At 61.0% G+C, this 22743-nt stretch carries 21 protein-coding genes; 13 read left to right on the forward strand and 8 right to left on the reverse strand.

Features of this window, described 5'->3' with window-relative positions; translation table 11 throughout:
* Positions 1–160: 160 nt before the first annotated feature.
* From sucC to M2497_RS10350, 4 genes are all read left to right on the forward strand, one after another.
* On the forward strand, positions 161–1327 hold the full coding sequence (gene sucC / locus M2497_RS10335) for an ADP-forming succinate--CoA ligase subunit beta (protein WP_003190011.1): 1167 nt from the start codon (positions 161–163) through the stop codon (positions 1325–1327).
* Entirely contained in the window at positions 1327–2208 is an 882-nt protein-coding gene (sucD, locus tag M2497_RS10340) for a succinate--CoA ligase subunit alpha (protein ID WP_003172813.1), read from the forward strand. The genes sucC and sucD overlap by 1 nt, the downstream gene beginning before the upstream one ends.
* Positions 2209–2625: 417 nt before the next feature.
* Positions 2626–3939, forward strand: coding sequence for a branched-chain amino acid transport system II carrier protein (gene brnQ, locus M2497_RS10345; RefSeq protein WP_248487258.1), 1314 nt, complete (start codon positions 2626–2628; stop codon positions 3937–3939).
* Positions 3940–4081: 142 nt separating this feature from the next.
* Positions 4082–4819, forward strand: coding sequence for a DUF599 family protein (locus M2497_RS10350; protein WP_071489580.1), 738 nt, complete (start codon positions 4082–4084; stop codon positions 4817–4819).
* A gap of 91 nt (positions 4820–4910) precedes the next feature.
* Here the strand turns inward: M2497_RS10350 and M2497_RS10355 are convergent, their stop codons facing one another.
* Positions 4911–5153 (reverse strand): hypothetical protein, encoded by a 243-nt coding sequence (locus M2497_RS10355; RefSeq protein ID WP_058427885.1) that lies wholly within the window; start codon positions 5151–5153, stop codon positions 4911–4913.
* Positions 5154–5309: 156 nt separating this feature from the next.
* Here M2497_RS10355 and M2497_RS10360 point away from each other — a divergent pair, with 156 nt between their 5' ends.
* The 4 genes from M2497_RS10360 to M2497_RS10375 all read left to right on the forward strand — a co-directional run bounded on the left by M2497_RS10360 (position 5310) and on the right by M2497_RS10375 (position 9018).
* Positions 5310–5786 carry a PaaI family thioesterase gene (locus M2497_RS10360; RefSeq protein ID WP_248487260.1) on the forward strand — a complete coding sequence of 159 codons (477 nt, stop codon included), beginning with the start codon at positions 5310–5312 and terminating at the stop codon, positions 5784–5786.
* Positions 5783–6235: a PaaI family thioesterase gene (locus M2497_RS10365; RefSeq protein ID WP_248487262.1), complete on the forward strand. Its 453-nt coding sequence runs from the start codon at positions 5783–5785 to the stop codon at positions 6233–6235. The genes M2497_RS10360 and M2497_RS10365 overlap by 4 nt, the downstream gene beginning before the upstream one ends.
* 89 nt (positions 6236–6324) lie before the next feature.
* Entirely contained in the window at positions 6325–8229 is a 1905-nt protein-coding gene (htpG, locus tag M2497_RS10370; protein ID WP_248487264.1) for a molecular chaperone HtpG, read from the forward strand.
* A 66-nt stretch (positions 8230–8295) separates the two neighbouring features.
* Entirely contained in the window at positions 8296–9018 is a 723-nt protein-coding gene (locus M2497_RS10375; RefSeq protein ID WP_248487266.1) for a dienelactone hydrolase family protein, read from the forward strand.
* Positions 9019–9115: 97 nt separating this feature from the next.
* Here the strand turns inward: M2497_RS10375 and M2497_RS10380 are convergent, their stop codons facing one another.
* Complete coding sequence (locus M2497_RS10380) at positions 9116–9982, reverse strand: pirin family protein (protein ID WP_248487268.1); 867 nt, start codon at positions 9980–9982, stop codon at positions 9116–9118.
* A gap of 64 nt (positions 9983–10046) precedes the next feature.
* Positions 10047–10463 (reverse strand): OsmC family protein, encoded by a 417-nt coding sequence (locus M2497_RS10385; protein ID WP_248487270.1) that lies wholly within the window; start codon positions 10461–10463, stop codon positions 10047–10049.
* Positions 10464–10603: 140 nt separating this feature from the next.
* On the opposite strand from M2497_RS10385, the gene M2497_RS10390 reads away from it, so the two are divergent.
* Positions 10604–11626, forward strand: a complete 1023-nt coding sequence (locus tag M2497_RS10390; protein ID WP_248487272.1) for an amidohydrolase family protein — start codon at positions 10604–10606, stop codon at positions 11624–11626.
* 380 nt (positions 11627–12006) lie between these two features.
* On the opposite strand, the gene fabB is transcribed toward M2497_RS10390, so the two are convergent.
* The 5 genes from fabB to M2497_RS10415 all read right to left on the reverse strand — a co-directional run bounded on the left by fabB (position 12007) and on the right by M2497_RS10415 (position 18953).
* Complete coding sequence (gene fabB / locus M2497_RS10395; protein WP_016979549.1) at positions 12007–13227, reverse strand: beta-ketoacyl-ACP synthase I; 1221 nt, start codon at positions 13225–13227, stop codon at positions 12007–12009.
* A gap of 11 nt (positions 13228–13238) precedes the next feature.
* A complete protein-coding gene (fabA, locus tag M2497_RS10400) occupies positions 13239–13754 on the reverse strand; it encodes a 3-hydroxyacyl-[acyl-carrier-protein] dehydratase FabA (protein WP_010211704.1) in 516 nt (171 codons plus the stop codon).
* Between the two features lie 249 nt (positions 13755–14003).
* Positions 14004–15905: an ATP-binding protein gene (locus tag M2497_RS10405; RefSeq protein ID WP_248487274.1), complete on the reverse strand. Its 1902-nt coding sequence runs from the start codon at positions 15903–15905 to the stop codon at positions 14004–14006.
* On the reverse strand, positions 15902–16831 hold the full coding sequence (locus tag M2497_RS10410; protein WP_248487276.1) for an ABC transporter substrate-binding protein: 930 nt from the start codon (positions 16829–16831) through the stop codon (positions 15902–15904). The genes M2497_RS10405 and M2497_RS10410 overlap by 4 nt, the downstream gene beginning before the upstream one ends.
* A gap of 1 nt (position 16832) precedes the next feature.
* Positions 16833–18953 carry a TonB-dependent receptor gene (locus tag M2497_RS10415; RefSeq protein ID WP_348984772.1) on the reverse strand — a complete coding sequence of 707 codons (2121 nt, stop codon included), beginning with the start codon at positions 18951–18953 and terminating at the stop codon, positions 16833–16835.
* A gap of 195 nt (positions 18954–19148) precedes the next feature.
* On the opposite strand from M2497_RS10415, the gene M2497_RS10420 reads away from it, so the two are divergent.
* From M2497_RS10420 to M2497_RS10435, 4 genes are all read left to right on the forward strand, one after another.
* Complete coding sequence (locus M2497_RS10420) at positions 19149–20174, forward strand: NAD(P)H-dependent glycerol-3-phosphate dehydrogenase (protein ID WP_248487280.1); 1026 nt, start codon at positions 19149–19151, stop codon at positions 20172–20174.
* Positions 20175–20184: 10 nt separating this feature from the next.
* A complete protein-coding gene (locus M2497_RS10425; protein ID WP_248487282.1) occupies positions 20185–20532 on the forward strand; it encodes a DUF4389 domain-containing protein in 348 nt (115 codons plus the stop codon).
* Positions 20529–20978, forward strand: coding sequence for a phosphohistidine phosphatase SixA (sixA, locus tag M2497_RS10430; protein WP_248487284.1), 450 nt, complete (start codon positions 20529–20531; stop codon positions 20976–20978). Before M2497_RS10425 ends, sixA begins: the two co-directional genes overlap by 4 nt.
* An 85-nt stretch (positions 20979–21063) precedes the next feature.
* Positions 21064–22713, forward strand: coding sequence for an AMP-binding protein (locus M2497_RS10435; protein WP_248487286.1), 1650 nt, complete (start codon positions 21064–21066; stop codon positions 22711–22713).
* Positions 22714–22743 lie beyond the last annotated feature (30 nt).

Below are 22743 nucleotides of genomic sequence, written 5' to 3' on the forward strand. Positions count from 1 at the left end.
TGCGCGCAAGACTCACCGCGGAATATCCGCTGGACGCAGCCTTGCGCAGCTTTACGGGCCTTGAGCCCCGCAAGTTGCGCAAGCAGCAGTCACAGGTGGCGCGGCACTCATAATGAGCGCAGCGCCGAATGCGCAGTACCTAACGAAGACGGTAAAAAGCATGAATCTTCACGAGTATCAGGGTAAGCAGCTGTTCGCTGAATACGGCCTGCCAGTTTCCAAGGGCTACGCAGTAGACACCCCGGAAGCAGCAGCAGAAGCTTGCGACAAAATCGGCGGCAGCGAGTGGGTTGTCAAAGCCCAGGTCCACGCCGGTGGTCGCGGTAAAGCGGGCGGCGTTAAGCTGGTTCGCAGCAAAGAAGACGCCAAGGCCTTCGCACAGCAGTGGCTGGGCAAGCGTCTGGTGACTTACCAGACTGATGCCAATGGCCAGCCAGTCACCAAGATCCTGGTTGAATCGTGCACTGATATCGCTAAAGAGCTGTACCTGGGCGCTGTCGTTGACCGTTCGAGCCGTCGCATCGTGTTCATGGCTTCCACCGAAGGTGGCGTGGACATCGAGAAGATCGCTCACGAAACCCCAGAAAAAATTCTGAAAGCCACTATCGACCCACTGGTTGGCGCTCAGCCATTCCAGGGTCGCGAGCTGGCTTTCCAGCTGGGCCTGGAAGGCAAGCAAGTTGCCCAGTTCGCCAAGATCTTCGTGGGTCTGGCCAAACTGTTCCAGGATCACGATCTGGCCCTGCTGGAAGTGAACCCGCTGGTGATCAAGGCTGACGGCGATCTGCACTGCCTGGACGCCAAGATCAACATCGACGCCAACGCGATGTACCGTCAGCCTAAGCTGAAGACTTTCCACGATCCGTCGCAAGACGATCCGCGCGAAGCGCACGCTGCCAAGTTCGAACTGAACTACGTAGCCCTGGAAGGCAACATCGGCTGCATGGTCAACGGTGCCGGCCTGGCCATGGGTACCATGGACATCGTCAACCTGCATGGCGGCAAACCAGCCAACTTCCTCGACGTGGGCGGTGGTGCTACCAAAGAACGCGTAACCGAAGCCTTCAAGATCATCCTGTCCGACTCCAACGTCGCTGCAGTACTGGTCAACATCTTCGGCGGCATCGTTCGTTGCGACATGATTGCCGAAGGCATCATCGGTGCAGTGAAAGAAGTTGGCGTTAAAATCCCGGTTGTTGTTCGCCTTGAAGGTAACAACGCTGAACTGGGCGCTAAAGTACTGGCAGAAAGCGGTTTGAACATCATCGCGGCTACCAGCCTGACCGACGCTGCTCAACAAGTTGTCAAAGCTGCGGAGGGCAAATAATGAGCGTCCTGATCAATAAAGACACCAAAGTTATCTGCCAGGGTATTACCGGTTCGCAAGGTAGTTTCCACACCCAGCAAGCCATCGAATACGGCACCAAGATGGTTGGCGGCGTAACACCGGGTAAAGGCGGCACCGAGCACCTGGGCCTGCCAGTGTTCAACACCGTGAAAGACGCTGTAGCTGCCACTGGCGCCACCGCCAGCGTGATCTACGTTCCAGCTCCTTTCTGCAAGGACTCGATCCTGGAAGCAGCATTCGGCGGCATCAAGCTGATCGTCTGCATCACCGAAGGCATTCCTACCCTGGACATGCTGGACGCTAAAGTTAAGTGCGACGAGCTGGGCGTAGTCCTGATCGGCCCTAACTGCCCAGGCGTGATCACTCCAGGCGAATGCAAGATCGGCATCATGCCAGGTCACATTCACTTGCCAGGTAAAGTCGGTATCGTTTCCCGTTCCGGCACCCTGACCTACGAAGCTGTGAAGCAGACCACTGACGCCGGTTTCGGTCAGTCGACTTGCGTCGGCATCGGCGGTGACCCGATCCCAGGTTCGAACTTCATCGACATCCTGAAGCTGTTCCAGGAAGACCCGAAGACCGAAGCGATCGTAATGATCGGTGAGATCGGCGGTTCGGCTGAAGAAGAAGCGGCTGCCTACATCAAGGCACACGTAACCAAGCCGGTTGTTTCCTACATCGCTGGTGTGACTGCCCCTGCTGGCAAGCGCATGGGCCATGCTGGCGCAATCATCTCTGGCGGCAAAGGCACTGCAGACGAGAAATTCGCTGCACTGCAAGACGCAGGCGTAAAAACCGTGCGTTCGCTGGCAGACATCGGCAAGGCCCTGGCCGAGCTGACCGGTTGGGCTGTCAAGTAAGCCTCGCGCTTAACTGACGCTTCACCCCACAAAGGCCACCTTCGGGTGGCCTTTGTGCGTTCTGGGGTTTAACAAAGATCAAAATGTGAGAGGGGGCTTGCCCCCGATTGCAGTGGGTCAGTTAACAAATACAGTGACTGACACTCCGCCATCGGGGGCAAGCCCCCTCCCAGATTTATCTGCATTGCCAGATTAAGTATGAAAACGCGACATAGAGATGTCGCTTATCGGACAGTCCGCCCCGCAACAGTGCGTTTGTCAGCCCAATTCTGTACCCTAGCCGCCTCTTTATGCGTCCGCATCCCAAAAGGAAGCCGCGCGCTAGACCGGTCGGCTCCCATAAGGGCCGGCAGTATTTCCCTCATCCATAGGGAATCCCTCTCTAAATTCCGATTCAGTAGTGTGGTATTTCCTCAAATGAAAGTGTTGAAAAGCCAGGACATCCTGGCGCTGGGCTTCATGACGTTTGCCCTGTTCGTGGGCGCTGGCAACATCATCTTCCCGCCTATCGTTGGTTTGCAGTCCGGGCCTCATGTCTGGATGGCAGCGCTGGGCTTCCTGATCACCGCCGTTGGCCTGCCGGTGGTCACCGTGATCGCCCTGGCCAAGGTTGGCGGCGGCATGGACGCGTTGAGCAGCCCGATCGGCAAGATCGCCGGTGGCCTGCTGGCGGCGGCGGCGTACCTGGCGGTAGGGCCGCTGTTCGCCACCCCGCGCACCGCGACCGTCTCGTTCGAGGTGGGCCTGGCGCCGCTGACCGGCGAAAGCCCGCTGGCGCTGTTCCTCTACAGCTCGGTGTACTTCCTGGTGGTGTTCTTCGTTTCCCTGTACCCAGGTCGACTGCTGGACACCGTTGGGCGTTTTTTGGCGCCACTGAAGATCATCGCCCTGGCCATCCTCGGTATCGCCGCGTTTGCCTTGCCGGCCGGTGATGTGGGCGTTGCCACGCCGGAATACGTGGCTGCACCGTTCTCCCAAGGCTTCATCAATGGCTACCTGACCATGGATACCCTGGGCGCCCTGGTGTTCGGCATCGTGATCGTCAACGCCATTCGTTCCCGTGGCGTGGAGTCGCCGCAGTTGATCACCCGCTACGCGATCATTGCCGGGCTGATTGCCGGCGTGGGCCTGGCCCTGGTGTATGTCAGCCTGTTCCGCCTGGGCTCGGGCAGCCATGCCGTGGCGGCCGGTGCCAGCAATGGCGCGGCGGTGCTGCACGCCTATGTGCAACACACGTTTGGCTCCCTGGGCAGCGGCTTCCTGGCGGTACTGATCTCCCTGGCGTGCCTGGTGACTGCGGTGGGCCTGACCTGCGCCTGCGCCGAGTACTTCAGCAAAATCCTGCCGCTGTCCTACAAGGCATTGGTGGTGATCCTCGCGCTGTTCTCGCTGTTTGTGTCGAACCTGGGCCTGACCAAGCTGATTGCGTTCTCGATCCCGGTGCTCACCGCGATCTACCCGCCGTGCATCGTGCTGGTGGCGCTGAGCTTCTGCAAAGACTTCTGGCAGGAGCAGGGCCGCATCGTTGGTCCGGTGATGCTGGTGTCGTTCATCTTTGGCTGCATCGATGCGCTCAAGGGCGCTGGCTTGGCGGGTTGGATGCCTTCGCCCCTGGCGAACCTGCCGTTGAGCGACCAGGGCCTGGCCTGGCTGGTGCCGTCGGTGATGACGCTGGTCGTGGCGTTCGGGGTTGATCGGATGCTCGGCAAGCGCAGCGAAGCTATCGCATAAACCCATGTTTCCCGCTGTACTGAAATGCCCCGTATCAATCGATATGGGGCTTTTTTTATGGGTGAACGGCAGTGTCTTTTTCTGTGCACTAACGTCGAACTGACGCAAAAGCGTTTCAGCCCTCTTTCTGCAAAGGACCCGCATGTCGTTCATCGAAACCAATCAGATCCACCTGCTTGCCGCCCTGTGGTTCGCCCTTTGCTGGGGCGGCTATACCCGATACGCCATTTGGAAGGCTCGTGACACTGCATGCCTCGCCAGCGTGCTGCACCTGTACCGCGAAGACTGGATGCGCCGCATGCTGCTGCGCGACAACCGCATCGCCGACGCCAGTGTGATCGGCAACCTCGAGCGCAACGCTTCGTTCTTTGCCTCCAGCACGCTGATCATCCTCGCCGGCATTCTCACGGTGTTGGGTGCTTCAGAGCGGGCAGTGTCGTTGCTGGCGGACATACCGATGGTGCAACAGGCGTCCCAAGGTATGTCGGAGATCAAGCTGCTGTGCCTGGCACTGGTGTTCGTCTATGCGTTCTTTACATTCAGTTGGTGCATGCGCCAGTACAACTTCGCGGCGGTGCTGGTCGGCTCGGCGCCGATGATCGGCGAGCGGGATGTGTCGGAGCAGGAGCGCAAGGCATTTGCTCTACGTGCGGCGCGAGTCATCTCCATGGCGGCCAACCAGTTCAACTTTGGCCTGCGTTCTTATTACTTCGGCATGACCATGCTGGCGTGGTTTGTCAGCCCCTGGCTATTCATGTTGATGAGCGCTGGGGTGGTGTTGGTGCTGTATCGGCGGGAGTTTCATTCCGACGTGCTGCAAGTGATGGTGTTTACCCAGACGGATACACCGCCGTCGGAACCGGTTAAAGAAGCGGTTTGATCAACCCCTCAAGTAAAAAACACCAGGCAAAGTAAAGCCCGCTATCTAAGCGGGCTTTCTTTTTGCAGCGAAGCTACTTCAAACCGCGGTCTCAAGAACCGGTAGCAGGTGCTGCTTCTTTTGCGGCGGCTTGGTTCGATTCAGCCTGAGCTTTGGCAGCTTCGGCGTTTTCTTTCGCAGCGTCGTTCACTTTATCCTGAGCCTTGGCCATATCTTTCTGAGCTTGCTCAGAATGGGCTGCAGCGTCTTGGGCTTTGTCTTCGGATTTCTTGTCGCAGGCAGCCAGACCGAGGGCAGCGGCCAGCATCATGGAAATAGCTAAAGTCTTGCGCATGGGTGTTTCTCCTTATTGAAGATATCTACTGGCCTTTCGAGCATGGCGCTTCGGCATTAGTTCCTTTTATTTGGTAGATATATAAATCGCTGACTTGTAGGAACTTTTGCCCTGCCGCAGCTTCTGCGGATCAACACTAATAAGAGTCTGGAACAAATGACCGAAAATCCCCTGTTAGAGCGTGCGACGCGCTTTGTATCGGCCTTGCGCCACTGTCAGGTGCTGGGCATTACCGCTCATCAGGCCAGCGAGGAGGGCATCACGCTGATCATGCCGTATGCGCCCCATCTGGTCGGCGATCCCCAATCGGGGGTGATTCACGGTGGCGCGCTGACCTCCCTGATGGACACCGCCTGCGGCATGGCCACCCTGTGCGTATTGCCGGAATTCGAGGTGTGCCCGACCCTCGACCTGCGCGTCGACTACATGCATCCTGCCACCCCACACAAACCGGTGTACGGCTTCGCCCAATGCTACCGGGTGACCACCGACGTGATCTTCACCCGAGGCTTCGCCTACCAGGATGACCCGCAGCAACCCATCGCCCATGTCGTCGGTACATTCATGCGCATGGGCAAACGCCTCAAGGGCGCACAAGGACTGGGCAGCACGATCAAGGGAGAGCAGGCATGACGCACCGATTCAAGACCCGCCTGGAGCAGGCCCACGGGCGCGGCGATTACGCAGCGCTGCTCAACCTGATCCCCTATGCCAAGTTGATCGGCATCGAATGCACCCGGCTGGGAGATGAGCTGCTGTTTCGCCTGCCGGCCAACAAGGACAATATTGGTAACCCGATATTGCCGGCGCTGCACGGCGGGGTGATCGCGGGTTTCATGGAACTGTCGGCGGCGCTGCACCTGCTGGTGTTCACCGGCGCACCGGGCATCCCGAAAATCATCGATTTCTCCCTGGATTACCTGCGCGCCGGTCAATTTCGCGACACTTACGCCAAATGCCAGGTATGGCGCCAGGGCCGGCGAGTGGCGAACGTGGCGATCACCGCCTGGCAGAGCACGGCGGCAGAGCCCATCGCCACGGCCCGCGCGCATTTTAAGATCGAGGAACCAGGCCACCCTTGAAATCCTGCTCTTAGCCCCCAACTTTGATGACAACCCGCCGCCAACCCTCTAGGGCGCGGCCACTGCCATCCAATTGGAGTTTGATGACCATGAGTGTGGAAACTCAAAAGGAAACCCTGGGCTTCCAGACCGAGGTGAAGCAACTGCTGCACCTCATGATCCATTCGCTGTATTCCAACAAGGAAATCTTCCTTCGCGAATTGATCTCGAACGCCTCTGACGCTGTCGACAAATTACGTTTCGAAGCCCTGTCCAAGCCTGAGTTGCTGGAAGGTGGCGCCGAACTGAAAATTCGTGTGAGCTTCGACAAGGACGCCAAGACCGTCACGATCGAAGACAACGGTATCGGCATGAGCCGTGACGATGCGATCGCCCACCTGGGCACCATCGCCAAGTCCGGCACCGCCGATTTCATGAAAAACCTCTCGGGCGACCAGAAGAAAGATTCGCACCTGATCGGTCAATTCGGCGTGGGCTTCTATTCGGCCTTTATCGTTGCCGACCAGGTTGAAGTGTTCAGCCGCCGTGCCGGCCTCGACGCCAGCGAAGGCGTGCACTGGTCTTCCAAAGGCGAGGGCGAATTCGAGATCGCCACCGTCGACAAGGCTGACCGTGGCACCCGTATCGTGCTGCACCTGAAGTCCGGTGAAGACGAATTCGCCGATGGCTGGCGCCTGCGCAATATCGTCAAGAAGTACTCCGACCACATCGCCCTGCCGATCGAACTGCCGAAAGAACAAGCGGCAGCCGAAGGCGAAGACGCGCCTGCCCAGGAATGGGAAGTGGTCAACCGCGCCAGCGCGCTGTGGACCCGTCCGCGTACCGAGATCAAGGACGAGGAATACCAGGAGTTCTACAAGCACATCGGTCATGACTACGAAAACCCACTGAGCTGGAGCCACAACAAGGTCGAAGGCAAGCTGGAATACAGCTCGCTGCTCTACGTGCCTGCCCGTGCTCCGTTCGACCTGTACCAGCGTGAAGCGCCAAAAGGCCTGAAACTCTACGTACAGCGCGTGTTCGTGATGGACCAGGCGGAATCGTTCCTGCCGCTGTACCTGCGCTTCATCAAGGGTGTGGTCGACTCCAACGACCTGTCGCTGAACGTGTCGCGGGAAATCCTGCAGAAAGACCCGATCATCGATTCCATGAAGTCGGCGCTGACCAAACGCGTGCTCGACATGCTGGAAAAACTGGCGAAGAACGAGCCTGAGCAATACAAGGGCTTCTGGAAAAACTTCGGCCAGGTCATGAAAGAAGGCCCGGCGGAAGATTTCGCCAACAAGGAAAAAATCGCCGGCCTGCTGCGTTTTGCCTCGACGCATGAAGAGGGTGGCGAGCAGGTGGTTTCTCTGGCCGAGTACCTGGCCCGCGCCAAGGAAGGTCAGGACAAGATCTACTACCTCACCGGCGAAACCTACGCCCAGGTCAAGAACAGCCCGCACCTGGAAGTCTTCCGCAAGAAAGGCATTGAAGTGCTGCTGCTGACCGACCGTATCGATGAGTGGCTGATGAGCTACCTCAACGAGTTCGACGGCAAATCCTTCGTCGACGTGGCCCGTGGTGACCTGGACCTGGGTAACCTGGACTCCGAAGAAGAGAAGAAAGAAGCCGAAGAAGTCGCCAAGTCCAAAGAAGGCCTGGTCGAGCGGATCAAGGCTTCCCTGGGCGAGGCTGTCAGCGAAGTGCGCGTGTCGCACCGCCTGACCGACTCCCCGGCGATCCTGGCCATTGGCGAGCAGGACCTGGGCATGCAGATGCGCCAGATCCTCGAAGCCAGCGGGCAGAAGGTTCCGGACTCCAAGCCGATCTTCGAGTTCAACCCGGCTCACCCGCTGATCGAGAAACTCGACGGTGAGCAGAGCGAAGAGCGGTTTGGCGACCTGTCGCACATCCTCTTCGACCAGGCGGCCCTGGCCGCCGGCGACAGCCTGAAAGACCCGGCCGCCTATGTGCGCCGCCTGAACAAGCTGTTGGTTGAACTGTCGGTTTGACCCTGACGTAGAAAAACCCGCTTCGGCGGGTTTTTTCGTTCTAACGCACCTCAACTGGAGTAAATGATGAGCCAAGTCACTGTACGTTCCGTGGTCTATCAGATTGATGGCCAGTCCTACGAAAGCCGCCTGGCGTTCGATGCCAGCCACAAGGGCCCGTTGCCGGGGTTGTTGATGGCGCCGAACTGGATGGGGGTGAGTGCGGGTGCCGAAGAGATCGCCAAAAGTGTGGCCGGCCAGGGCTACGTGGTACTGATCGCCGACCTGTACGGGCAGACCGTACGCCCGTCGAATGGCGATGAAGCCGGTGCGGCGATGATGCCGCTGAAGAATGACAACCCGAAGCTGCTCAAACTCATGCAAGCGGCGTTTGAGCAACTGCAGGGCCAGGCCGAGGTGGATACCTCGAAGCTTGCGACCTTCGGCTTCTGCTTTGGCGGCTTCTGCTCGCTGGAGCTGGCACGTACCGGTGCACCATTGAAGGCGGCCGTCTCGTTCCACGGCACCATTGACACCCAGAACCCGGACGGCGCCAAGCATATCAAGGGTTCAGTATTGGTCCTGCACGGTGCTTCCGACCCATTGGTGCCGAAGGCGCAACTGCCGGCATTCGAAGATGAAATGAACGCGGCCGGCGTGGATTGGCAATTGCTGAGCTATGGCGGCGCGGTGCATTCCTTCACTGACCCCCATGCGAATGTGCCGGGCAAGATGATGTACGACGCCAAGACCGCCAAGCGCGCGTTCCAGTCGATGCACAACTTGCTGGATGAGGTGTTCAAGGGCTGATTCTTCAGCGCCTGTCCGGGCCTAATCGGGGGCAAGCCCCCTCCCACACTTGGATGCAATCACTGATCAAATGTGGGAGGGGGCTTGCCCTCGATGGCTATCTCACTGGCAACTCAATCCTTTCAGACTCCCCCGGCACCGTCGGCCACTCCCCGGCCGCCCACCTCTGCCTGGCCTGCTCGATCACCGCGGGGTCACTCGCGACAAAATTCCAATTGATCCGCCGTGGCCCATCAAGCGGCGCGCCGCCAAACACCACCAAGTGGCAATCACTGTCCGCAAACAATGTCATCTCCTGCCCGGCCGGCAATACCACTAGGCTGTGGACTTCAAGCGCCTCGCCGTCCAACTGACCGTCACCTTCCAGTACATACACGGCCCGTTCCTCATGCTCATCAGGCAACAGTAGGGTTGTAGCCGTCTGCATCCGCACCTCGGCATACAAGGTGGGCGACAGCACCGGCACCGGTGACTTGAGGCAGAACCCGTTGCCCGCGATCAGGCGTATCTGCACGCCCAGGTTGTCACTCACCGGCAGGCTCGCCGCCGGGTGATGGCTGTAATGCCCCGGCCCCGTCTCGTGGTCTTTGGGTGACGCCAACCATACTTGCAGCCCATGCAGGCTGAACCCGCTGGCCTTGAGCGCCTCGGGTGTGCGTTCGACGTGGGCAATCGCGCTGCCGGCGGTCATCCAGCTCACATCACCCACCTGCACCACCTGGTCCGAGCCCAGGCTGTCCTTGTGCTGCAATGCGCCCTCAAACAGATACGTGAGGGTCGACAGCCCGATATGCGGGTGTTGGCGGATATTCATGCCGTGACCCGGCGCGTAGCGGGTCAGCAGCATATGGTCGAAAAACACAAAAGGCCCGACGCTGCGGCATTCCCGCGACGGCAGCGGGCGCAGGATCGGTTGGCCTTCGACGTCTTCGGGGCGAGGGCGGATCACGGTGAGGGTGGTCATGGTGCGTCCCAGTCTGAGCGGGTTGGATGCTGCTGAGCATAACCCGCTCCACGGGAGGTTGCCGCTATTGGCTGAAGGCGCCTTCCGACAGTTTGGTGTCGATGCTGATCTCGGCGGTGGTCATCAGCTTGTGCACCGGGCAGCGATCTGCCACGCGGTGCAGCTCATCGCGCTGTTCGTCGGTGAGCACGCCCTTGAGGGTGAGCTTGACGTTGAGTGTGTATTTGCCCTTTTGCTCTTCGGCGGCGTCATGGGTGACCTCCACGGTCACGCCGGTGAGGGGGATACCTTTTTTCTGGGCGTAGAGCTTGAGGGTCAGGGCTTTGCACGAGGCCAGGGCGGCGTCGAAGTAGTCATGGGGGGAGGGCGCCGAATCGTCGCCGCCGAGGCTCTTGGGCAGGTCGGTGAACAACTCATGGTTGTCGATGTTGAGGCTGTGGCGAAAGTTGTCCTGGTTCAGGGTGTTTACGGTAACAGGCATGGCAAACCTCACAGGGTGGCAGGATGAAGGTCATGCAGTTATAGAGCATGCTGGCACTTCGATGTTCCGCGTTTTTTGCCGGATGAACCCTGGCAAGGCGTTCAAGGTCTACCCGTATCAGCCCCTATCGAGGTGTTACCGTGCCCTGGACTCGCCTGACCCTTGCCCTGTTGTTCGCCTCCGGCAGCCTTGCCGCGCAGGCCCGCGACTATGCCTACAGCGATGCGCACCTGCATTACGTGGATTTCTTCCAGGAAACTGCAGGCATGGACAAGCTGCTCAAGGCCATGGCCGACAATCGCATCGAACACGTGATGATTTCCGGTATTCCGGTCGCGAAGAAATGGCACGAGGACGAACCCAAGCGCCCGCGCTATTACGCCGGTGACGACGCCGATGCCTATTGGTACAGCGCCACCGACGTGATCGTGGCCGCAGCGGTCAACAAACTGACCCCTGAGCAGCGCGAGCATTTTCATCCGTTCCTGTCCGGCTTCAACCCCAACGACAAGAACTCGGACGCCCATATCCAGCGCATGCTCGATCTCAACCCAGGCCTGTGGCAGGGCATCGGCGAGGTTTTTACCCGTCATGACGACCTCACGGCCATCACCGCCGGCGACACACCACGGGCCAATAACGAAGCCATGACCCGCATTTATCACCTGGCGGCGGAAAATGACCTGCCGGTGATGCTGCACTCCAATATCACCTCCAAGCGCGAGCGCAACCCGCTGTACCTGGCTGAAGTCGAAGAGCCACTGCGCAACCACCCACACACCCGTTTTATCTGGGCCCATGGCGGCACCAGCAAGGAAATCCACCGTCACCAGGTGCAGATGGACTTTTTGCTGCCCACCTTGAGCCGCATGCTGGAGGCGTACCCCAACCTGTACATCGACCTGTCCTGGAGCATGCTTACGCCGTATTTGCTGGATGATAGAGGCCATCCTCGTCCGGAGTGGATAACGCTGGTGGAGCGTTTCCCGGAGCGGTTCATGCTGGGCTCGGACGTCGTCGGGCGTTTCAACAAGCTGGGTAAGGAAATGCGTCGCTTCGAGCCTTTCCTCGATGCACTGCCTGAGGACGTTGCGCACAAAGTGGCACGCGACAATTTCCTGGCTATCCTGCCTAAAGCCCATCGCGATGGGGCGCCACGCTGATATCGCGTTTTGATCTTACGCAAACCCCAGATTGCGCCGATACCTTTCAATAGCCAGCTGCAATTGGATGCAGCGCTGGTGATTGCCAGCGCATCGGAGCAGTAGACGTCGACAGGCGCGAACCAGAGCAGTGCGGCGAGCCAGGAGTTGTCGCGGTTGGCGGTGGACCTGAACACGATGGTGGCGCGGTTTTCGGTGTAGGGGCGGGCGCCGAGGCGGCGCTATCGGGGGCAAGCCCCCTCCCACCTTTGATTTGTGAGTGCATTCAAAATGTGGGAGGGGGCTTGCCCCCGATGAGGCCCTCCCAGCCACTAAAAAATCCAGCCCATAAAAAAGCCCCGAACCAGTCGGGGCTTTTTAATGCGGTCAAGCTACAGGTCTTACTGACCCTGCCAGCGTTTCAGCACCAGGGTGGCGTTGGTGCCACCGAAGCCGAAGCTGTTGCTCATCACGGTGTCGATTTTTGCATTCTCGACTGTCTTGGTCAGGATCGGCATATCAGCCACAACCGGATCAATCTCATCGATGTTGGCGGAGCCGGCCATGAAGTTGCCTTCCATCATCAGCAGGCAGTAGATCGCTTCGTGAACGCCAGCGGCGCCCAGGGAGTGACCGGACAGGCTCTTGGTAGAGCTGATGGCCGGGGCCTTGTCGCCGAATACCGCACGCACGCCTTCCATTTCCTTGGCATCGCCGACCGGAGTCGAGGTGCCGTGGGTGTTCAGGTAGTCGATTGGGGTGTCCACGGTGGACATGGCCATCTGCATGCAACGGATGGCGCCTTCACCGCTTGGGGCAACCATGTCGTAGCCGTCGGAGGTCGCGCCGTAGCCGACGATTTCCGCGTAGATCTTGGCGCCACGGGCCAGAGCGTGCTCCAGCTCCTCGACCACCACCATGCCGCCACCGCCGGCAATGACGAAACCGTCACGCTTGGCGTCGTAGGCGCGGGAGGCCTTTTCCGGGGTTTCGTTGTACTGGGTGGACAGTGCACCCATGGCGTCGAACAGGAACGACTGGCTCCAATGCTCTTCTTCACCGCCGCCGGCGAACACGATGTCCTGCTTGCCCAGCTGGATCTGCTCCACGGCAGTCCCGATGCAGTGAGCACTGGTGGCGCATGCGGAGGAGATCGAGTAGTTCACGCCCTTGATCTGGAACGGCGTGGCCAGACAGGCCGAAACGGTGCTGCCCATGGTCCGTGTGACACGGTACGGGCCAACGCGCTTCACGCCTTTTTCGCGCAGGATGTCCAGCGCTTCCATCTGGTTGAGGGTCGATGCGCCGCCGGAGCCGGCGATCAGGCCGGTGCGTACGTTCGATACCTGGTCTTCGCTCAGGCCGGAGTCGGCGATCGCGTCTTTCATCGCCAGGTAGGCGTAGGCGGCAGCGTGGCCGACGAAGCGATAGATCTTGCGATCGATCAGTTCTTCGAGGGGCAGGTCGATGGAGCCGGAAACCTGGCTACGCAGACCCATTTCGGCATATTCCGGGTTGAAGCGGATGCCAGGGCGACTTGCACGCAGGTTAGCGGTGACGGTCTCTTTGTCATTGCCCAGGCAAGAAACAATGCCCAGACCAGTGATAACGACGCGGCGCATGCGGATAACCCTTAAAAGTTGTCAGTGGAAGTGAATACGCCGACCCGAAGGCCTTCGGCAGTATAGATCTCGCGACCGTCGACGCTCACCGAACCATCGGCGATGGCCAGGTTCAGCTTGCCCTTGAGGACGCGCTTGATCTGAATGTTGTAGGTGACTTTCTTGGCGGTCGGCAGGACCTGGCCAAAGAACTTCACTTCGCCCGAACCCAGGGCGCGACCGCGACCCGGCAGGCCTTGCCAGCCCAGGAAGAAACCGACCAGCTGCCACATGGCGTCAAGGCCCAGGCAGCCCGGCATCACAGGGTCGCCTTCGAAATGGCAGGCGAAGAACCACAGGTCCGGGGTGATATCCAGCTCGGCGACCAATTCACCTTTGCCGTACTTGCCACCCTCTTCGCTGATATGGGTGATGCGATCCACCATCAGCATGTTCGGGGCGGGCAGTTGCGCGTTACCTGGGCCGAACAGCTCACCGCGACTGCAGCGCAGCAGGTCTTCCCGAGTAAAGGCGTTTTGTTTGGTCATGCGAGCTCCTCAATAATCCCATGCGGCAGGGTAGGGCAAATCTTCCCGAACCGAATGAAGCGTTCATGCCTCATGTCGGCAGCCTACACGTAGACTATTGCGTTGTAGTGAAAGTCACAGCGGCAAGGCACTGAATGTACACTTGTTCACTGAAATTTTAAACCGGGCCTGTTTATAGGCCCGTTCGGGTGCCTAAGACTGCCGCACTTTCGTCTTTCACGCCAGTCGGAGTTGGCTGATGGCGCGGCGCTATTGCACCCAGCGCTGCAGGATTTGCTGCAAATCCGTGCGTTTGAACGGCTTGGCCAGGTAATCGTTCATTCCGGCTGCCAGGCAGGCTTCACGGTCGCCCTGCAACGCGTTGGCAGTCAGGGCGATGATCGGCAGGTCGGCGCAGCCGGGCAGTTGGCGGATCTTGCGGGTGGCCTCGTAGCCGTCGATCAGCGGCAGCCGGCAATCCATCAGGATCGCGGTGAAAATCAGGCTCTCGGCACTGCGGATCGCCTCGGCACCGTCGGTGGCCAGGCTCACTTCAAAGCCGAGGCTGCGCAACATGGCTTCGACCACGGTGCGGTTGACCGGGTTGTCCTCTACCAGCAATACATGGCGGCCATCGCCGGCGTTGGCTTTGCCGTCGGCGCCTTGCGCGATGGCCGGTACGCTCTGCTGGTCGATGGCCAGGGGAATTTCCAGGGTAAATACCGAGCCGCGGCCTTCTTCACTTTGCGCGCGCAGGGTGCCGCCCATGCGTTCGGCCAGGGTACGGGCGATGGGCAGGCCCAGGCCGGTGCCGCCGTAACGCCTTGAAATGGAACTGTCGGCTTGCTGGAACGCATCGAACATCAACTCCAGGCGTTCGGCGGAAATCCCGATGCCGCTGTCGCGCACGGTGCAGGTGAACCACACCAGTTCATGGTCGAGGGTCTGCCAATGGGGTTCGACGCTGACGCTGCCCTGCTCGGTGAACTTCAGCGCGTTGCCGATCAGGTTCACCAGGATCTGGCGGATTCGCGTCGGATCGCCCTGCACGCGCAAAGCGTCCAACCCTGGTGGAATCGACAGTTTCAACGCCAACCCGCGCTGCTGGGCGCTGTGCTGGAACGCCTGGGCGCAGCTGTTGATCAGGTCCGCCAGGTTGAACGGAATATGCTCCAGCTCCAGGGCCGCGCGTTCGATGCGCGAGAAGTCGAGGATGTCGTTGATGACCTTGAGCAAGTGCTCGGTGGATTCGGAGGCCAGCGCCGCGTACTCGGTCTGCTCCTCGGTCATCTCGGTGGTTTCCAGCAATTGCAACATGCCCAGCACGCCGTTCATGGGCGTGCGCAGTTCATGGCTCATCATCGCCAGGAAATCCGACTTGGCGTTGTTGGCGCGCTCGGCCTCTTCGCGGGTCTGGATCAACTGGGCCATGGCCTGCTGCTGTTCGCGGCTGGCCTGGTTGAGGCCTTCGGCCAGGTTATTGATGTGTCGCGACAGGTCGCCCAATTCCGAGTCGTCCACGATCGGCAACGGCGTCTTGTAGTCACCTTGCTGGATGGCTTTTACGGCGTGGCCCATGGCGCTGATCGGCTGCGACAGGCTGGCGGCCAGGCGCCGCGCGAGCAGGAAGGTAAACAGCAGGGCGAACAGCGCCAGGATGCCGGCCTTGAACAGGATCTCCTGCTGGCGCTGGCTGAATGCGTCGTTGGACATGCCGACGATCACCCGGCCCAGGTAGTCGGCCCGCGGTGCTTTGGGTTCGTTGAGGTTGTCCTGGAAAAAATCATTGCCCAACTGGATGTGTTGCAGGCGAATCGGTGCCTGGAACACTTTCACCGACAGCGAACGGTCGTGTTTTTCCGACGGTTGCTCGACATACACCAGGATGTTCTCGCTGCTGTCCTGGATCTCCAGGAACCGCACATGGGGCGTAGCGAGCGTGGCGCGCAGCAGGCTGTCGAGCACTTCGTTGTTGCCGGAGATCACCCCGTACTCGGTGGCGGGCGCCAGTTGGTTGGCGATCAACTGGCCGGTGTGGTCCAGTTCCTGGCGCAAGTCCTGGATCCGCACGAAGGTGAAAAAGCTGATCAACAGCAACGTCAGCAACAGCGCCGGGCCCAGGGTGATGAGCTGGGTGCGGGTGTTGATGTCCCAACGACGGCGCAAGGTCATGGGCGTTTTTCTCCTTCGGCCAAGCGGATCGCGACGCCGGCTTCGTCCACCTGTTCGATCCCCAGTGAGCGCGCGACTTGCGGGTTGCCCACGACTTTGAAGTGTTCCGGGTACAGCGAGCGCGGCCAGTTGGCCGGCGGGTGGTCGAGCAGACGGTCTAGCACGGCCAGCCAGTCGGCCTGGTCGCTGTAGGTACTGGCCAGGCTGCCGGCCCGCACAAAGCCTGCATTCGGGCCCACCAGCGGCAATTGCTGGGCATAGCTGCTCAGCAACAGGTTCTTCGCGGTTTTCGGGTTGTACAACTGCGGGTCATCGAGGCCGAGCAGCACGTCACTGTTCCTGAACAGGTTTTGCAGCGGGCGGCTGTCATTAATGTTGTCCCAGAGCTGTGGCACGATTTCCAGGCCGAGCGGTGTGGCGTGTTGGCGCAGTTCGGGCAGCAGGAACTCACTGTCGGCGCCATACAGCACGCCGATGCGCCGCGCCTGGGGCAGGATGGCGGCGATCAGGCGCAGTTGGCGCTCCAGCGGTGGGTCGCTCCACAGTAGGCTGATGTGCGGGTGAGGTGTGCTGCCCAGGCGTTGATGGGCCTGTAACCGACTGATACGCAGCACCAGGGTCGGCGGGCCCTGGGTTTCCTGCAGGCGCCAGTCGAGGCCGGGCAGGTCGAGCAGGATCAGGCGTGTGTTGGCCGGCAGTCGACCAGGGGCTGGCAAGTTTTTGAGTGGTGTGAAGGTGACGCGGTCTTCGGGGCGTTGCTGGGCCAGGGCTTGGGCGAAGGCCTGCACGCCGACGCCGTCTTCGGCGGCGGTCAACAGGATCTCGGCACTCCAGGCCGGCGCGGCAAACAGCAGGCACGCGAGCAGCAGAATGCGTCGCCAGAGCGTGTGGATAAAAAAGCAGGTCATCCGTGACGAGTCGCCCATGTCAGAACTCTAGCTCCGCGCTGAAGTAGAGCACATGGCGATGGTCATAATTGTTATCGGCCCAGGTGGTGGGCTGGTGATCAAGGCGTTGTTGCAACATGCCGGCCAGCTCCACGTTGGCTTTGCCCAGGGCAATGCGCTTGGCCACCCGCAGGTCGACCCGTTCGAAGCGATATTGGTTGAGTGCGTCATCGCCGTAGTAGAACAACGCGCTGGACCAGCCTTGGCCCCATTCGCGCAACCAACCGGCAGAGCCACTGTTGCGCGCGGTCTGTGCTTTGTCCCGCGGGTTGCTGCTGGTGGCATCGACGTAAGCATAGGTCAGCCGCAGGCGGTCGGCGTTGCTCACGCGCCAGTCGAACTGGGATTCGGCGCCGGTGAAGCGTGCGCTGTTGGCGTTGCTGGCAATGTACTGGTTATTGCGCAGCGGCGAACTGATCATGTCGGTGATTTCGTCGTAGAACAGTTTCACGTCCATGTTCAGCCCGATGTCGGCAAAGAAGCCGTTGTACCCCAATTCCCGCGACTTCATCATCTCTTTATCGAGGTTGCCCGGCCCCCGCGTCTTTACGAAGTATTGCCCGGTGGTCTGACCGTAGGCCGGGGAGCTGAGGTTGGTGACGCGATAACTCCAGTTGACGTTGTTCTCGAACATGTCCGGCGAGCGGATGGCTTCGGAGTACACCGCGCGCAAGCCATGGCGCGGGTTGATCAGGTAGTTGACCGCCACCCGTGGCGTGAGCGAGTTGCCGCTCAGGTGCGTGTCCTCATACATGGCGCCGCCTTGCAGCAGCCAATGTTCGCTGGCGCGCCATTCCAACTGGCCGAACAGGCGCCAGGTGGTGTCGTCCAGGGTGCCGTTGAAGTAGGTGTCGGAGTCGGCGCGGTCGTAGCGGTAATTCATGCCGCTGACCAGGCGCAGGCTGTCGGAGAGGCTGAGGGTATCCTGGATTTCCAGATCGTAGCGGCTTTCGCGGGTGCTCTGGTCGATGTCTCCGCACACGCTCTGGTTGGCGCCGTTACGCCATTGGTCCAGCACCTGGTTGGCCAGCGCTTGCTCGGCGGCGCTGCCCGGTGGCGCGGTGCCTTGGCTGTAGGTGTCCATGTGCCGGGCCAGCAGTTCGGCGTAGTTGGGGTTCATCTGCCACAGTTGGGTCAATTCCGGGCTGAACGACACTTTGGCGTCGCAGGCCTTCCAGATTTGGCGGCGGTCCCACTGCTGGGCCGAGCCCTGGATGTACAGGCTGTGCTCGGGGTTGAAATCAAAATTCCAGCGCAGCGAGCCGGCGTAGTCCTTGGCCGTGACGTCGGAGTTGTTGCCACCTTCGGTAATCCCGGCGAATACCGGGCTGTAGGTATACGGACGTTGGTTGGTGCCTTCCTTCGCATCCAGTTGCCAGTCGATGCTCTGCTGCGCGTTCAACGTCTGGCTAACTGCCAGGCTGAAGCGGTTGAGGCGCCGCCCGTCGCGGCGGTCGGCGCCAGCGGCGTCGCTGTCGAAGCCATCGTCCTGCTGGCCGGACAGCGACAGGCGCAAATCGCCGGTTTCCCAGCCGACGCCCTGGCTGGCATAGAAGTCGTTGATGCCACGTTCGCCACGCACCACCTTGACCCGCGTACCGTGGCTGTTGGCGGGCGAGCGCGTGAGGATGTTGACCACCGCCATCAAGGCATTGGCGCCGTAGCTGACGGTGTTGGGGCCGCGGAACACTTCGATGCGCTCGATATCTTCCATGGCCACCGGAATGTCGCTCCAGTCCACGGTGGCCAGGCCCGCACGGTACACCGAGCGGCCGTCGATCAGCACCTGCATGCGCCGCGCATCGCTGGCGCTGGTGCCGTGGTAGTTCACCGCCGCCTGGTTGCCGGAGGTGTAGCCGACCATCATCCCCGGCACCAGGCGCAGCAACTCGCTGATATCCCGCGCGCCGCTGGCCTTGATCAGCTCGCTGTCGATCACGGTCATGCTGCCGGGCACGGCGGCGGCCGATTGCTTGAGGCGTGTGGCGGTCAACACCTGGGGCAATGGCTGGCTGTCGAGGAACAGGTCGTCGGCCATGACAGGCGCACTGCACAGCAGCATCAACCACAGAGATGAACGGGGAGGAGGGCCCAAATACACGGCACGGCCTTGATAATTACGGATAGCCGCCCATGTTAACTGAGGTGGGGCCATTTGCCAGTCGCAGGACTTGCAATTACTTCATGTAAGTGTGGCATTTTCCGACAAGCGCACGAATTGATACGGGGGCTGGCCGCCGGCGGGTCGGCCCGTATAATGCCGCCATCGCCACTGGTATGGATTAACGGATTGCATATGACTGAACAGCGCCCTATCGCGGTCCTGGGAGGCGGAAGTTTTGGTACCGCCGTGGCTAACCTGCTGGCCGAGAATGGTCACGCTGTGCGCCAGTGGATGCGCGATCCCGAACAGGCCGAGGCCATTCGGGTGCACCGGGAAAATCCGCGTTACCTCAAAGGCATCAAGATTCATCCGGCGGTCGAGCCGGTCACTGACCTGCTGGAAACCCTCACGGCCTGCGACCTGTGCTTCGTCGCGCTGCCGTCCAGCGCCTTGCGCTCGGTGCTGGCGCCCCACGCCGAACGCCTGGCGGGCAAGCTGCTGGTCAGCCTGACCAAGGGCATCGAGGCGCAGACCTTCAAGCTGATGAGCGAAATCCTCGAAGAGATCGCCCCCCAGGCGCGTATTGGCGTGCTGTCCGGGCCGAACCTGGCGCGGGAAGTGGCCGAGCACGCACTGACCGCCACCGTAGTCGCCAGTGAAGACGAAGAACTCTGCGAACGGGTCCAGGCCGTGTTGCACGGTCGTACCTTCCGGGTCTACGCCAGCAGCGACCGCTTTGGCGTCGAGCTGGGCGGTGCGCTGAAAAACGTCTACGCGATCATCGCCGGCATGGCCGTGGCGCTGGGCATGGGCGAGAACACCAAAAGCATGTTGATCACCCGCGCCCTGGCCGAGATGACCCGCTTTGCGGTGAACCAGGGCGCAAACCCGATGACCTTCCTCGGGCTGGCGGGCGTGGGCGACCTGATCGTCACGTGCTCCTCGCCGAAAAGTCGCAACTATCAAGTCGGGTTCGCCCTGGGCCAGGGCCTGAGCCTTGAGGATGCAGTCACGCGCCTGGGCGAAGTGGCCGAGGGCGTCAATACCCTCAAGGTGCTCAAGGCCAAGGCCCAGGAAGCTGGCGTGTACATGCCGTTGGTCGCCGGGCTGCACGCGATCCTGTTTGAAGGGCGCACCTTGAACCAGGTCATCGAGTTGCTGATGCGCGCCGAGCCCAAGACCGATGTCGACTTTATTTCCACCAGTGGTTTCAACTGAGGAACGCGTCATGAACGATCCGAAAGCAGCCCCCAAGTACGAATCCATTGCCCTGCGCATCCTGTGGATGCTGGTGTTTGCCCTGGTTTGGCAAGTGGCGCAGTTCCTGCTCGGCGCGCTGGTGGTGGTGCAACTGATCTACCGCCTGGTCTACGGCGCCCCGAACCTGGGCCTGATGAACTTCGGCGACAGCCTCAGCCAGTTCCTGGCGCAGATCGGCCGTTTCGGCAGCTTCCATACCGAGCAAAAGCCGTGGCCGTTTGCTGACTGGCCGACCCCGCTTGCGCCTGAGGGCGAAGCCGCCCACAGCGTGCCGCCGGCACCGCACCCGGTGCGTGATGAAGAGCCGAAACTGTGAAGTTGTGGATACTGCGCCACGGCGAGGCCGAAGGGCATGCGCGCACCGATGCCGAACGCAACCTCACCGAGCACGGCCGTGGCGAAGTGTTGCGCAGTGCTGCGCACCTGATCGGCCAGCCCCTCAGCGCGATCATCGCCAGCCCTTACGTACGGGCGCAGCAGACCGCGCACCTGGTGCGTGATGCGTTGGGCTTCGAGCCGGAGATCCGCACGGTGCCGTGGCTGACCCCCGATGGCAACCCGTTGAAGGTGCTGGAAAAACTCGACACCGACGACAATGTGCTGCTGGTCAGCCATCAGCCTCTGGTCGGCAGCCTGATCAGCTTCCTGCAGCACGGCCACCAGCGCCAGCCGCAGCCGATGTACACCGCTAGCCTGGCGGAACTAGAGGGGGATTTCCCGCTGGCGGGGCTGATGAGCCTGGTCAGCGTGAAGAATCCGTAGGCTTTATCGCTGCTTTGTGTGTGCTATATAGTCAACCAAGCAAGTGCTTGGTTGGCTATCGTCGGACCACAAAGGAGCGCGTCCCATGCCCGTCGCATTTCGATTGCCGTTGCAGGTGTTTTTCGAACGTGAAGCGCGGCACCCGCGCCAGACGTTTCTGGTGCAGCCCGTTGGCGGCGGCGAGGTGCAACGCCTCACTTGGGGCGAAGCCGGCCATCAGGCCCGGTGCGCCGCGCACTGGCTGCGCGCCCGCGAGCTGCCCCCAGGCTCGCACATTGCCCTGATCTCGAAAAACTGCGCGCACTGGATCATTGCCGACCTGGCGATCTGGATGGCCGGGCATGTCTCGGTGCCGCTGTATCCCAACCTCACTGCCGACTCCGTGGCCCATGTGCTCAGCCATTCCGAGGCGGCGCTGACGTTTATCGGCAAGCTAGACGACTGGCCCGCCATGGCGCCCGGCGTGCCGTTCGATGTCCCGACCATCAGCTTGCCGCTGTGCCCAACCGGCGCGTTCGATTTCAGTTGGGCCGACCTGCAAGCCTGCTCGCCGATCCAGGACGACCCGCTGCCGGCCGCTACGGACCTGGCCACCATCATCTACACCTCCGGTACCACCGGCCTGCCCAAGGGCGTGATGCACAGCTTCGGCGCGCTGGGGTTTGCCGCCACTCGTGGCACCGAGTTGTTCGGGTTGGGGGAGGGCGACCGCCTGTTGTCCTACCTGCCGCTGTGCCATGTGGCCGAGCGCATGTTTGTGGAAATGGCGGCGATCTACACCGGGCAGACGGTGTTTTTCGCCGAAAGCCTGGAGACGTTTCTGACCGACCTGCGCAGGGCGCGGCCGACCGCGCTGTTTGGCGTACCGCGTATCTGGACCAAATTCCAGATGGGCGTCTACGCCAAAATCCCGGAAAAACGCCTCGATACCCTGCTGCGCCTGCCCTTCATCGGCAAGCGCGTGGGCCGCAAGGTGCTCGCCGGCCTGGGCCTGGATGCGTTGCGCATCGCGCTGTCCGGGGCGGCGCCGGTGCCCGAGGCGCTGCTGCGCTGGTATCAACGCCTGGGCCTGGACGTGCTTGAGGTGTATGGCATGACCGAGAGTTGCGGTTACTCCCATGTGTGTCGCCCCGGCCAGCAGACCCTCGGCTGGATCGGCCTGCCGTGCCCCGGTGTTGAGGTGCGCATCGATCCTGCGGGCGAAGTGCAAGTGCGCAGCGGTGCGACCATGCTCGGCTACTACAAGGACCCGCTGAAAACCGCCGAGACGATCACCGCCGACGGCTTCCTGCGCACCGGTGACAAGGGCGAGCAGGCTGCCGACGGCCGGCTGCGCCTGACCGGGCGCCTCAAGGAGATCTTCAAGACCAGCAAAGGCAAGTACGTGGCCCCGGCGCCGATTGAGAACCGCCTGGCCGAACATGCGCGCATCGAACAGGTGTGCGTGGTGGGCGATGGCCTGACCGCACCGATGGGGCTGTGCGTGTTGTCGGCAATCAGCGAGGACCCGCATGCGCTGCGCAGCAGCCTTGAACGCTGGCTGGAGCAGGTCAATCAAGCATTGGACAAGCATGAACGCCTGCGCCAGTTAGTGGTGGTGAAAGACAACTGGGCGGTGGAAAACGGCTTCTTGACCCCGACGCTCAAGATCAAACGCAACATTATCGAATCGACCTACGGTGAACATTTCCAGAGGTGGAGCGAGCGTTCCGAAACCGTTCTGTGGCAGGATTAGGGCCATCATAAAACCAACAAGGACATCCGT

The organism is Pseudomonas sp. CYM-20-01, from assembly GCF_023169845.1.
GTDB classification, from domain to species: Bacteria; Pseudomonadota; Gammaproteobacteria; order Pseudomonadales; family Pseudomonadaceae; genus Aquipseudomonas; species Aquipseudomonas azotoformans.